Annotated in this window: 11 protein-coding genes; 1 reads left to right on the top strand and 10 read right to left on the bottom strand. The window is 36.1% G+C overall.

Going from position 1 to position 13928, the window contains the following annotated elements:
• Positions 1 to 35: 35 nt before the first annotated feature.
• The 10 genes from BHF68_RS06125 to BHF68_RS06080 all read right to left on the bottom strand — a co-directional run bounded on the left by BHF68_RS06125 (position 36) and on the right by BHF68_RS06080 (position 13142).
• Positions 36 to 764, bottom strand: coding sequence for a M48 family metallopeptidase (locus tag BHF68_RS06125; RefSeq protein WP_069642967.1), 729 nt, complete (start codon positions 762 to 764; stop codon positions 36 to 38).
• Between the two features lie 9 nt (positions 765 to 773).
• Positions 774 to 3929: a type I restriction endonuclease subunit R gene (locus tag BHF68_RS06120; protein ID WP_069642760.1), complete on the bottom strand. Its 3156-nt coding sequence runs from the start codon at positions 3927 to 3929 to the stop codon at positions 774 to 776.
• A gap of 9 nt (positions 3930 to 3938) precedes the next feature.
• On the bottom strand, positions 3939 to 4781 hold the full coding sequence (dinD, locus tag BHF68_RS06115; RefSeq protein WP_069642759.1) for a DNA damage-inducible protein D: 843 nt from the start codon (positions 4779 to 4781) through the stop codon (positions 3939 to 3941).
• Positions 4782 to 4817: 36 nt separating this feature from the next.
• Positions 4818 to 6092 carry a restriction endonuclease subunit S gene (locus tag BHF68_RS06110; protein WP_084019247.1) on the bottom strand — a complete coding sequence of 425 codons (1275 nt, stop codon included), beginning with the start codon at positions 6090 to 6092 and terminating at the stop codon, positions 4818 to 4820.
• A gap of 12 nt (positions 6093 to 6104) precedes the next feature.
• Complete coding sequence (locus BHF68_RS06105) at positions 6105 to 7634, bottom strand: type I restriction-modification system subunit M (RefSeq protein ID WP_069642758.1); 1530 nt, start codon at positions 7632 to 7634, stop codon at positions 6105 to 6107.
• Positions 7624 to 8220, bottom strand: a complete 597-nt coding sequence (locus BHF68_RS06100; protein WP_069642757.1) for a restriction endonuclease subunit S domain-containing protein — start codon at positions 8218 to 8220, stop codon at positions 7624 to 7626. Before BHF68_RS06100 ends, BHF68_RS06105 begins: the two co-directional genes overlap by 11 nt.
• A 635-nt stretch (positions 8221 to 8855) precedes the next feature.
• Complete coding sequence (locus BHF68_RS06095; RefSeq protein ID WP_069642756.1) at positions 8856 to 10298, bottom strand: FecR domain-containing protein; 1443 nt, start codon at positions 10296 to 10298, stop codon at positions 8856 to 8858.
• A gap of 41 nt (positions 10299 to 10339) precedes the next feature.
• Positions 10340 to 11008 (bottom strand): hypothetical protein, encoded by a 669-nt coding sequence (locus tag BHF68_RS06090; protein ID WP_069642755.1) that lies wholly within the window; start codon positions 11006 to 11008, stop codon positions 10340 to 10342.
• 212 nt (positions 11009 to 11220) lie between these two features.
• The gene (locus BHF68_RS06085; protein ID WP_069642754.1) at positions 11221 to 11640 is read right to left on the bottom strand and encodes a universal stress protein; all 420 of its coding nucleotides are present in this window, start codon (positions 11638 to 11640) and stop codon (positions 11221 to 11223) included.
• A 41-nt stretch (positions 11641 to 11681) separates the two neighbouring features.
• Positions 11682 to 13142 carry a SulP family inorganic anion transporter gene (locus BHF68_RS06080; RefSeq protein WP_069642753.1) on the bottom strand — a complete coding sequence of 487 codons (1461 nt, stop codon included), beginning with the start codon at positions 13140 to 13142 and terminating at the stop codon, positions 11682 to 11684.
• A gap of 302 nt (positions 13143 to 13444) precedes the next feature.
• On the opposite strand from BHF68_RS06080, the gene BHF68_RS06075 reads away from it, so the two are divergent.
• Complete coding sequence (locus BHF68_RS06075) at positions 13445 to 13864, top strand: universal stress protein (protein WP_069642752.1); 420 nt, start codon at positions 13445 to 13447, stop codon at positions 13862 to 13864.
• Positions 13865 to 13928 lie beyond the last annotated feature (64 nt).

Below are 13928 nucleotides of genomic sequence, written 5' to 3'. Positions count from 1 at the left end.
CATACGAAAAGTTAGCTTGAATTTTTTCACTCTAGTTATAACTCTCTCACTACCTCTTCATCTAAAATCGCTTTCCTCTGTTTCCAATCAGGCATAAGCAATGTCAATAATTCATAAAAAGTTGCATCATGGTTTTGATATTTAAAGTGAATCAGTTCATGTAGTACCACATAGTCAATGCAAAACTTTGGTGCCTTTATTAATTCAAAATTCAAGACTATAATATTTTTATCCTTTATGCAGGATCCCCATCTTGCTTTCATCGTTCTGATTTGTATTTCTGGCTTTGGCACACCTTGTTTTTCGATTATCGGATACACACGATTAAGACTGTCCGCAAAGTTAAGTTCTGCCTTTTCTTTAAACCATGCAGTTACTAACTTTTCTTTTTTTGCATGATTCTTTTTGTCTTTAACTTTTAACTCTATAAACCCTCGATAATACTTTACTGACTCAACTTCTGCATCTGACTCAATAACTTTTAAGCGATATTGTTTTCCTAAATATTTGAAAGATTCTCCACTGACATACTCTTTAATAGAAGTATGTTCTGCTTGCACTTCTTTAAAAAACCCGACATTTCGAACAATCCAAGGTGCTTTTTCTTTCACGAACTGGTATATATAGTCTAAAGGTACTTTACCGCTTGCCGAAATAGAAATGCTCATATCTGGTTTCACGTTAAGGTTGATATTCTTTATATTCTTTCGTATCAGTTGAAATTGTATCTCTTTTGTTCCATATGTGACTGAATGTTTCTCCATATACTTCACCTAATACCTTCTTAAAGCTACAGTTTTAATGTTTTCAATAATCCTGTCGATTTGATCATAATTTAAATCAGGAAAATGTTTTTTCTTAACCATGTAAAGGAGATCATCTAATGACCTTGTGATTGCTTTATGAACATCTGGGTTATCATGCCAATCTACTTTACTATGTTTGCCGATAATGGTGTCTGCATCAATAGCTATGTCTGACAGTATGTTTTCATAATTATATACCTCTTTCATCTCCTGTACTACATCGCTATCGCACGCACTGTATAAACTTTCATCTTCGAACGCTTCTTTAATTACTCCATAGAAAGCTTGAGCATGAAGATTGTGCTTAATTTTTTCTGGATAGCTTGTGCCAGAATAACCTTTTCGGTAATCCTCTTTTACCTCATTCATACGCTTAAGATAATCCGCATCTGATATCCGCTTTTCTTTATATGCCGCAAGAATTTCTTCTATGCGTTGCGAGAATTTCTTGTAATAGGTTGGATTTTCATCCCACTTTTCAGTAATGCTTTTTGTCATTCTTGTTTTGATAGCATCCGCTTTTGCTCTAGGAGAACCGAGTCGCAAGATTTCTTCTTCAAATTCTTCTTCATTCAAAATATCCACAGGTGCCGTTATTTGTATGACATCTTCAGCAGCAATATATGTGTCCATTAGATTTCTCATCTTTGATTCATACTCTTTATGATCGATTGCATCAGAATACCGCAATTTAACAGATGCCCTCAGTTCTTGGAAAAATTTAAGTTCTCTTTTATAATGAAGAATCTCATTTTCCCCAAGCGCATTATATACGTGCTCTGATTCCAGCGCTATGCCAAAATATTTAGCAAACTGACTTAGTTCCTTATAAAAATCATTACGAATCTCATCGTTAGCAAGAAGTAACTCGAACTCTTCTTTATCATTTTTGTTCTTTACCATACGGAAGATTGCCACAAGATTCGAATAGGCTTGTTTCAGAGAACCTATGGTGCCTATAACATCTACAAGTGCTCCTGCAATATCCTCGCCGTCAAAGTTTTCGAGACCCGCACCCGAATAGTTTTTCAATGCCGAATCCAATTCATCAATCAGACCTCGATAATCGACAATAATACCAAAATCTTTGCCTTCATAGAGTCGATTTACTCGGGCGATTGCTTGCAACAATGTGTGCTCTTTCATCGGTTTGTCTATATATAATATCGTCGCCCTCGGCGCGTCAAATCCAGTTAACAATTTATCTACAACAATCAACATATCTATGCTTTCACCATCGATAAATTCGTTCTTTACGTACTCTTCATACTTTAATGGGTCAGCATATCCAAGTATCAGCTTATTCCAGAATTTAATGACTTTGTCCTCTGGTTCTTCGTTAACATCTTCATATCCTTCTCGTTGGTCAGGTGGAGATATTACGACTGCTGTTCTCATATCTCCATACTCTTGAAAAGCATCATGGTAACGGATAGCGTCAAACTTAGTATTCGTTGCTAGCATCGCTTTCGCAAATGTCCCTTTATAAAACGTTTTGAAGTGCATATAAATATCATCTGCTATCAATCGTATGCGTTGCTCAGAAGATGCTATTGCTTCAAATTTGCTCCATTTTGCTTTTAACATTTCTGCTTGCTTCTCATTCAAGTTTCGAATAATCATATCGATGCGTTTATCGATTGCCGCGCGATTGACTGTTTGTTCAACTAGTCTACCCTCATATAGAAGTGGAACAATCGCTCCATCTTCAACACCATTTTTTATAGTGTATTTATGAATCATCCGACTACCAAACTTGTTCAATGTGCTTTTGTCTTTTTTCATCAGTGGCGTTCCAGTAAAGCCTAAATAACAAGCATTAGGAAATACATTCTTCATTTTGATATGAAGTTCACCGTATTGCGTCCGGTGCGACTCGTCTATCAATACAAAGATGTTATTAGACTTGACGGGATCTTGATGTTTAGCTGCTGTATCAAATTTATGAACAAGTGATGTGATAATATCAGCACTGTTGTCATTGATTAATTTTACTAGATTTCTACCACTGCTAGCTTTAGCAGCTTTAAGCCTGGAATGATTAAACGTCTTATGAATTTGTCCATCTAGTTCTACTCTATCAGTAATAACGAGCACTTTAGGGTGAAGGTCTGCCATCTCTGCTAGAATATATCTCGCAAGCATGACCATAGTCAAAGATTTTCCTGAGCCCTGCGTGTGCCAAACAACACCTGATTGCCTATTTCCATTTTTATCAGTCTCAGAAATAGTATTAACTATTTCTTTAATTGCAAAGTATTGCTGATATCGTGCAATTTTTTTCACGTTTTTATCAAATAGTGTAAAGTATCGAATCAGCTTTAATATACGCTCCGGATGAAACAATGAGACGATGCTTTTATCTTGAAATGTCGGAATTCTCCCAACAACTGCTTTTTCAAGTTCCGTGTTGTACCAACTATACTCACATGATTCCACATCTTCTTTCCAAGCTGACCAGAATTTTTTAGGTGTGTATACCGTAGCGTAATGCGTATCATTCTTATTGGTAGACATGACCACCTGCACATACTTAAAAAGCTGTGGTACATAGTCGTTACTTTGATTTCTGAGCATTTGACTAATACCTTGTTCCACAGAGATCGATGATTTTTTGCATTCTATAACACCTATAGGTATTCCATTTATGAATAGAACTAGGTCTGGTCGTACGGTTCCTTGCCCATCTTCCCTCTCAATAGAAAATTCTTCTATTACATGAAAAACATTATTCTCTAGATGCTTCCAGTCAATATAATTGACGTTAAAAGACCTGACTCCATCGACATCTGATATTTTTTCAGGGTAGCTTTTACCAAGAATTAAAGAATCATATATCTTTTCGTTGGTTTTTATAAGCCCATCGGTTAGTGCCTCATCAATATCTTGTATCGCTTGAAGAATATTCTTTTCAGAAAAATTATAGGTTTCACCTTTATATTCGAAACTGTTTATTGCTTTTAGGCGCTCGTAAAGGACTTCTTTCAGAACTACATTATAAAGATTGCCACGCATCAATTCAGCTTTCTCTGCAGCAATAGGAGTGTACCCAATATTGCTGAGCACTTCAAGTGCTGGTGATTGGGATATATTGAGTTCATCGTATTCTTTTGCTCTACTCATACCTTCACCTCACTTACGTTTTTCATTCAACTTTTTTTGTTGCTCCTTCTCAATTTGTTTGACACTTTTATCTGGTGTAGGTAATTCCTCTGGCATAGTTCCACCTAACTCTGCAATCGTTTGCCTCACCTTACGCCCAACTTCAAAGTGTGTTTTATTTGCATTGGCTTTGCCAACTATTTGTTCCCGTCTTAATTTTTCATCTGTTTGTGTGGCTCTAAATAAATTAGCTGCAAGCTCTGTGCTTCCCATATGATCAAGAATCTTATGGCTTCTTTTCAATCCTTTTCTCTGATGAATCTCTTTTACTCCCAACCCACCATATAAACCTTGGTAGCCTTTGTTTTGAAATATAGCATAGTCTTTCGGGTTAGCTATCCCTGCCATTTGAGCTGCTTCTGCTAACGATTTATTGTGCGCTATCATTTCGTTTCGAATAGCCAATCTTTTTTGGTCTTCTGATAATTGCTCATAATTCTGTTCATCAAGTTCCCTTTGTCTAGTTTTTATCGCAAAGTATGTCTGGCCAAGTGCAATAACTTCTTTACGCGGGTCACTGTTTTGAACGATTAGATAGCAAGCGTAACGTGATAGCATGATGTCTTCAACTTCTCTTTTGGCGCCTGATCCTAGTTGGACCATATTGTTGACGTCAACAAAATGGTCCGATATATCGTTTTCGCTGTTGATGCATGCACTCTTAGCTTTATCTATTACTTTCAAAAAATTTCGCCATTCAGTGTATTCCAGAATCTCTTGTAATTGTCTAGCATACCAAAATTCCATGCCTTCATCTGTAAACTGCTTTATATCTTCAAATATTGAGTTCTTATATGACTTTATATCGTTCATCAGCAATTCCCCCATTAAGAGTTAATGAATATTTATCTAGCACATAACCCTAACGATTCCAGTTAATAAAAGCTGCATCAGGCCCTTTTTTTGGATTTTTAGGGCTTCTAATTCTTGTTCTAGTAATTGCCTCTCTCTGTCAGCACACGTTAAAATTTCTGCTATTTTTACTTGTGTTTTATAACTAGGTATTTGTATTGGTAAGTTAAAAAAATCTTCAGACGATACATTTAGTAGTCCGTGAGCTCTTCCACCTTCATGTGCAATTTTAGTTATAGCTTGATTTAACAAACCTGATTCAAAATAATGTTCAAAATATTCTGCGTTGTTTTCTGAACTGTCAATTAATTTAAAGCAAATATACAGAGTAGTAACAACGCCACTATCATAATGATTAAGGCGTTTTATCGCACCCTTTGGATAACCGTTTGAATAGCTTTTATTATAGGCAAATTCACCTTTACGTAGAAGGTAATAATTATCCAAGATACTACTTGCAACAGATTTTTTAAAAAAGTCTTTTTGATTAATCAGGCCTTTTTGCGCTGATATCGTAAGAACATTTGTATTACCTATTGTATTCTTTCTCGTAACTCGCTTAAAAATATCTTTTAAGAGAACTTTCTCCCACTTCTCATCAAAACCTAGCAACCTAACTTCACTAGTTAATAGCTTTTGCATAAGTCCTTTCTTTTGCTTTTTCTTTTCTTCGATTAGCTGTTCTTTTAGCTCGATGGCTTTGTCCCAGGATGAAAGGATTTTAGCTATTTTTTGTTGTTCAGCCCTTTGTATATTGACAAACTTAATTTTATAGAAATCTCCATGATTTAAATCTGGGATAGTACTTGTTCCTGCAAATTTCATAATTATGTTTTGACAATACGAGGACATTAGATAGTGCACAATAAAGTTCTTATCGTACTTGCTTCGATCAAAGCTTATTTTAAAAAAATTATTATGGAATACTCCATTTACGTTTGTAACCACCATCCCTGTGTTACCTGTGCGTGTCATCAACACGTCATCTTCACAACAAATAACACTTTGACTAGGTGCTTCGATATAATATTTTTCACCTTCTGTATTCAAATTCTTAATAAATTGATTTGTAATATAATAATATCGGTTCTTTCCTTTTTCTAAAAACCTTTCAGAAATTGGGATTTGAAGCCCTTGATTTATTTTAAAAATTTTCCCAAAATCTACAATGGGCCAATCAACTGGCAATACACCACATTTTGTTTTTTTGTAACCGCAGGGAATTATCCCCATTTTAATCAATTTAATTATTTCTTTTACATCTTCTCTCAAACTCCTCACCCCTTACAAGCCTAGCTCTTTCAAATACTTCTCCATCTGCTCTTCCACTTCAGCTAATTCCGACTTAATCTTAGCTATATTCTCAGCTACTGCTTCCATATCGACCATTTCTTCTTCTTCAAACGTATCTACATAGCGAGGGATGTTAAGATTGTAATCATTTTCTTTAATTTCTTCTTTCGTTGCTACATACGCAAACTTATCTACTGTTTCATAGTTATCATAAGCATCTACAATTCTCTGAATATCTTCTTCGCGTAGCTTATTCTGATTTTTGCCTTTTTCATAAAAGCCTTCTTTCGAAGCATCTATAAATATAACATCATCTCTACTTCTATTTTGTTTAAATACTAGAACGCATGCTGGTATACCAGTGCCAAAAAACAAGTTTGCCGGAAGCCCAATGACTGCATCTAGTAGATTCATCTCAATCAGCTTTTGTCTAATCTTTCCTTCGCTTGCTCCTCTAAACAGAACCCCATGTGGTAGAACTGTTGCCATTCTCCCACCTTCTGCTAAGGAGTGAATCATATGCAGCACAAATGCATAATCGCCTTTAGAGATTGGGGGAACGCCAAAACCAAACCTCTTATACGGATCTAGACTTTCTTCCATTTTAAATGCTTTATCACTGCCTTCGCCTGCAAAGCCCATTGCCCATTTATCTAAAGAAAATGGTGGATTTGCAACCACTACTTGGAACTTCATAAGCTTGTCATTTTCCAGATGTAATGGATTAGACAGTGTATCTCCCCAGGCAATTTTCGCATCATCAATGTTATGAAGGAACATGTTCATGCGAGCAAGGGAATGAGTTTGCCCATTTCTTTCTTGCCCGTATATTTGCGCTTTTCCAGAAGGTATTTTATTAAATGCTTTAATCAATAACGATCCTGAGCCACATGTGGGATCATAAATTCGATCATTTTCTTCTGGTTTAACTAGTCTTGATAGCAGTTCAGATACTTCTGACGGTGTAAAAAATTCTCCGCCCTTCTTCCCTGCATCGGAAGCAAAGTTTGCAATCATATATTCATAAGCGTTGCCGATTACGTCTTCTTCAATGAGTCTAGAAGGTCTTAGATCGAGATTCTTGAAATCTTCCAGAAGATTCTTTAGCATTGAATTTCGTTCTTTGGTGTTACCAAGAACCGATTCTGAGTTAAAATCAATGTTCTTAAATACTCCTCTGAGTTTAGTTTTGTTTTCCTCTTCCACATGAGCTAATGATTTATTAATAATTTCTCCTATTTCTGGTTGGTTCCTTTTGCTATAGATATAATCAAAGGTTGAGATTTCGTCAAGCACAAAGCGCTCATAACGCATTTGTCTTTGTACCATTTCTACATCATTATCGTATTTCTCCATAAGTACTTCCTTATGCTCTTTATAGATATCACTAACATATTTGATAAAGAGCATGACCAACACGTAATCTTTATATATTGATGAATCAATTTTTCCTCTAAAGGTATCACAAGCTCTCCATAAAGTGCTATTTACTTCTTGCTGTGTATATTTCTTAATTTCCATTTTTGACTACCCCCTGTAAAATTTCACTTATTAGTTGCCGATTATACATGCTTTTTTGTTCTTTTAATTCATTTAAAAGTTTAGATTCACGTAACATCAAATCATTTAAAACGACCACTTCGTTTTGCATCTTACTATCAAGTACATTAATCTGAACTTCTTTTATTGATGACATCTTTATCATCTGGACAGCTGAACCGCTAGACTCTTTTGCATAATGCTTTTTCAACATTTCACTATTTAAATACACTGACAAATATTCTGGTGTTACATTACTATCTTTGATTCTCACAATCGCAAAAAGTGATGATACTAATAAGTTATCTTCTCCATCTTTAATTGTAATTGCTGTGAAAGGGTCACTTAGCCTAACTATTACATCTCCAACTTTAGTAAGGTATTTATCATCTATCTCTTCAATACTATAGAAGTTATCTAGTGCTACAGTATCTAAGTATCCTTCGTAGTTTATACTTTTAAGGGTAATTAATTTATAAGCTATGTTATTTACTCCTGGTGCGGCTTCCTTTCTTTTAACAACTAGCCCTGTTGTTATAGTAGACAGTTCTCCTAATTTAAAATACAAACTGGTTCACCTCGATTCAATAATAGGTTGTCATGCAAAGACATGTGTCTATGCATGACAATTAATTTACTTCAGAAGATTTTTAATCGCAGAATACCATTCTGCATTGTGGATTATTCTTTTTTCGTGCAGATTATTTTGAAGTATTTCTGACTTTGTTAACTTCGAGATGTTTTCCCAATCTCCTCTAATAACATAGGTAGCATTATTAACATCAATACTTTCTAAGACATACAAATCTTTTTCAATAAATCCGTGAACTACATAGCCATTAAATCCACCCGCTCCAATAGCTGTAAAATTCGGATTTATACTTATTTATAGTAGCATCTGTGTGGACTTTTTCACCAATAATACAACTGTCATTTTTAACATAGTGCATTTTTTATACACTCCACATCAGTAGAATAACACCCCGCCCATAAAATGTCAATAAATTTATTTTGTTATTTTTAATAAATGACTTTAATAGTTTTACTTGCTGGCTAGTCTCTCTGTAAATGGTCTTAAAAAAATTGCTTTTAGCATACATTCGCTTCATCGGCTTTCTAAAATATTGTCTAATCAAAAATAAAAGCACCGTCTTATGACAGTGCAATATAATTCCTTTCTCAGTAATTCAGTTTTGTGTTATGTTACTTCTTCGTATAAAAAATGTAACCAGCTATAGCTACTGCTAAAATTGGTATAGTAATTATAACAATAGGTATCCCTTTCTCACTATCTTGCTGTACTTCAACGTTAATTCCTTTTTCAATTAGGGTTGCTCTAATTTCTTCTTCAGTTTTAGTCGGCCAGTTCTTAAGTTCCTCATCAATTGAAAAACCTACTACACTGCCTGTTGCTTCCTCTGTTGCAGTTATCATCTGACCAGACTCTAATATAAAGGATTCATTCCTTATTGTTTTAAATTCTACTGTTCCTTCCAGCACCTTTAGCGTGGATGTATTTTCCGTCTCTTCCACAACAAATATTGTACCCCTTGCTCCTGCAGCAGCCACAGACATTTCTATATCCATAGAACCATCTCGAAGCATTTGTCTGACATTGATCATGACGTGCCCTACCAGCAGACCTAACCTACCATTTTCATCACTTTCGTCGCTAACTGTTACCATAGAATTGGGGCCCATTACAAAAATTGTTCCATCTCGCAATGACAATCTAGCTCCACTGTTCGGTCCAGTTACAATAACTGAATGAACATAGATCTCCGCGTTCAATCCAGCAGAGAAAGAATCTTCCCAATCATCAGTGTCCCAAACCATAACTTCTCCATACAAATCATCAAATTGTACCCCTGATAATATATTCTGTCCTGCGAGGGGGCCAAATTGATCAGGCCGAGGTTGCCTGATGCTACCTATATCGCGCTTTATTAGCTCATTACTCTCCTCTTCTATCATCTCTTCTTCTATTTCCGTTATATGCTCATCCTCTTCTGCTAAGACAGCGTATTGAAAATATACCATGTATGCTCGAGTATTTTCCTTTGTTTCCTCATGTACTTGAAGAAAATTACCAGTGCCTGAAGTAGTTGATGTGTAGAGTGTTTCTATTGCTGGATTATTCGTTATAGATGGTCCAATGTATAATATAGCCCTCTGATTATTGGGATTAATGTCAAAGATGAAATCTCCTTCTAATGTAATTTGATGTCTTTTGTGCCCGCCTGAATATAATTCTGCATTCACTTCTGCTGTATAAAAGAATGTTCCCGAAATTTCGGGCTGATTGCTCCCCTCAGGGATTTGGGCCACCCCTTTTAATACAAGTCTCCCTTCCCCAGACAAGTTAGGGTACATAGCTGTTTGTTCATTAGAGAAATGGTTCTCTTTATTAATTGTAAAATCTTTGTCAAGAGGTATCAATTCATCCAATAAGAGTAGCATATGCTGCAATGGAATATATTCTGGATTGGTTGTAATCGGCCCAGTAATATTATAATTCTCATCAAAATATATGTGAACTTTGCCATGTTCACTTTCACTAGCTTCTGTACTTAGTACTGGTTGCGCCACTACAACCATGATTATTATGAAAGAGATTAACGTAGCTACTACTTTATTCTTTATCATATATACACCACCGGTTTACAGACTCTTCTCCTTTGTTAACATTATCTTCTTACTCGGAAGTAATAATTTGCGTTGAAATTCTCTTCTTTATCGATAGCTACTACTTCTTTTCCAGTAAACCCCATCGTATCTTGTGTACCTATTAGCTTTGCAGTGCTACTTGCCTGCATAATTACAAGCTCTTCATCACTACCAGCCCAGGCCTCGGCGATTAGGTTATAGTCGCTATTGATTGTATGTGTAAAATCCTCAACATATTTTTCTCCACTTATATCTCTGATTATATTAATATTTATAACCGCATATATCGTACCTTCTCCTACACCCTCACCTGCATTAGAAAAATCCGTATTGCTAATTTGACCACTTATCTTAAGTTGATTCACCGTTGCTTTAGCAGTGTTACTCTCATAGACTACACCTGAGTAATCGATGGAGAATCTGCCGTCCTTATCAACTTCAATTTTTTCACCAGCTTCTTGAATTGCGCTAAGGATGATGTCGTTAACCCTTAAATTTGCTGGACTAAAACCTATCTCCCTAAGCTCTAACACTAGCCCTTCGGAAGCATTTGCAGATTGTTCAGTTGATGAAGCAGGATTACCAGTTTCCGATGTATTACCACACCCAGCAAAAACTAGCGTCAGCAGTAGCAATGGAACCACCAAATACTTTGTTTTTGTATAAAGACTTCTTTTTATTAAATTCATTACATTAACCTCCCCTTACACTTTTAATCTAAGTGTAGCGTTTTATATAAATACGCAATACACACGAAAGGGGTAGTATTTTTAAAATGTACCCACCCATAACGGGTGGTACTAAATGAGATTCAATACTCCCCAGATTGTGCTGCGTTACAAAAATAAGCCTAGATTAACTGTTTTAAATCAGTTAATCTAGGCTATATGTTGTTAGTGCATTATTTTACTATCATCACAGGACACTTTGCTCTTTTAGCAACTTTATGACTAACTCCACCTAGTACCATGCTTTGTAGGCGGTTAAGACCTCGACTGCCTATCACTAAACAATCGAAATATTGTTTGTTTGCATATTCTGTTATCGCCTCACCAGGATCGCCATGTATGATTTTCAGCTCATATTTTATATTAGCACTCTCAAGTACTCCAAAAACATTTTTAAGCTTTTCTTTACGACTGATGGCTATTTCAGTTTCACTATTGTTGTGCAGCACATCAGATTTTGACGTAGAGCCGTCTACGGCGTAGACAACCGTGACAAACCCCTCTGCTTGGCCAGCTATTAAACGAACTGTATGCTCTGCCGCTCTTACAGAATGCTCAGAACCATCTGCTGCTAGTAATATCTTCAGAAACATTTCGTTACCTCCATAATTTTTCATCTAAAATAACATTTAATCTAATGACCCGATTTTGTAGATAATCCACCTATGCGATTCATCAAGCGTGAGCTTTCCTTATTCATATTCGTCAACTGGACAGTGATCCCATTTTGCTCATAGCGCATTTTTACTTTATCTATCGCACCAATCGCCGAATCGTCCCATAGGTGAGATCGTGTAAAATCAATTTCGACTACTTTTACGTCATCTTTAAAGTCAAAAGCATCCACAAAATCAGTAACCGATACGAAAAACAACTGTCCTTCCACGTAATATATTTTCTTCTTTCCATTTTCAGCAAGCTCTGAATTAACATCAACTTTTGATATTTTCGCTCCGAAGAACAGCGCACTTAATACAACACCTGTAAGTACTCCAATGGCTAAGTTATGAGTAAATACTACAGTCAATACCGTAACTACCATAACAATAGCATCTGTTTTTGGGATTAGGTGTATCGTTCGTATAGAGTTCCAATCAAATGTTCCAATAGATACCATAAACATAACACCGACTAATGCTGCCATTGGAATTTGCACAACAACGGAACCTAGCATGATGATTAGAAACATAAGGACTACCCCAGCAACGAGACACGAAAGACGTCCTCTACCACCTGACTTGACGTTGATAACTGACTGACCAATCATCGCACATCCAGCCATTCCACCGAAAAATCCTGTAATAACGTTTGCAATTCCTTGCCCACGACTTTCTTTATTCTTATCACTGTCAGTTTCCGTCATATCGTCAACAATCTGAGCAGTAAGTAATGACTCTAATAGACCTACAACCGCTAAGGCCAATGAATATGGCAAAATAATCAATAATGTCTCAATTGTTAATGGTATGGATGGAATTAAGAAAACTGGTAAAGTGCTTGGTAGTGCTCCCATATCACCAACAGTACTAATTCCTAGCTTGCCAAAAATTGCAATTGCGGTTACAGCAACGATTGCTACTAAGGTCGAAGGAATCGCACTAGAAAACCTTGGTAAAATATAGATAATTGCTAGAGTTAATGCTACCATTGCATACATCACCCAATTTGCACCTACAAAATTCTCTAACTGCGCGATAAAAATCAAGATTGCTAATGCATTAACAAAACCAACCATCACCGACCTAGGTACAAATTTCATGTACTTTGCTAATTTGAAAACTCCAAATAGAATTTGAATAATTCCTGTTAAGACAGTTGCAGCTAACAAATATTGTAGCCCGTGATCTGCAACTAACGTTATCATCAATAAAGCCATTGCGCCTGTTGCGGCAGATATCATTCCTGGACGCCCACCTATAAAGGCAATTACTACGGCAATACAAAAAGAAGCATATAGCCCAACCATCGGATCTACCCCTGCAATGATTGAAAAGGCAATAGCTTCCGGAATTAGTGCTAACGCTACAACGATTCCTGCTAATGTATCTCCCTTTACATTACTAAACCACTCTTCTTTTATTGCTTGAACATTCAAGCTATCACCTCTCCTCTGTTTTAGTTTCAATTTTTAAGCAGACTACCTTTATCGTTCGCAATCAATAAGATTTTATTTTACCAATAACGACGAACTCAGTAAACTTTGATATATAGCTTTTATATATACAGTTCATCATTATACGTTGTTTTTCTTCTAAATACTAACTTTGCCGCACCTTATCCTTACCCTACCTAGTCACTTTCTCTAATGATTGATTTTGACTTTCCTTACTTATGAATGTAATGTATGATAAGTTCTGAAGATATCAGTTGTAGATGTAGATTCGGGGAGGAATTAAAATGTACCAAAAAATTCTACTCGCAGCGGACGGTTCGAAGCATTCCCTCAGAGCTGCTGATCGAGCAATTTCTTTAGCTAAGTTAAATGAAGGATCACACATTGATGTAGTCTATGTAGTCGATAGCAAAACATCAAAAGCTGATGCATTGAGACAGATGGACCAATTCGGCGTCTTAGAGAAAAGAAAAGAACGTCTAAAGGATACAATAGAGAGAGCTGATAATGCAGGAGTTTCATATGAGATAAAGTTTTTACGTGGAGATCCAGCAGCTTCAATTATAAAACACGCAAATGAGAATGAATTTGATGTAGTCGTTATTGGAAGTCGTGGACTTAGCTCTTTTCAGGAGTTCATGTTAGGTAGCGTAAGCCATAAGGTAGCAAAAAACGTCCAATGTCCAGTAATGATTGTAAAATAGTGACCGCCAGTGCCCCAACACTGGTGCCTGACATCACTTTGCAACAAGAAAATAGACCAATCTC

This window comes from Desulfuribacillus alkaliarsenatis (assembly GCF_001730225.1).
GTDB classification, from domain to species: Bacteria; Bacillota; Bacilli; order Desulfuribacillales; family Desulfuribacillaceae; genus Desulfuribacillus; species Desulfuribacillus alkaliarsenatis.
This window is presented reverse-complemented; position numbering and strand designations above follow the sequence as displayed.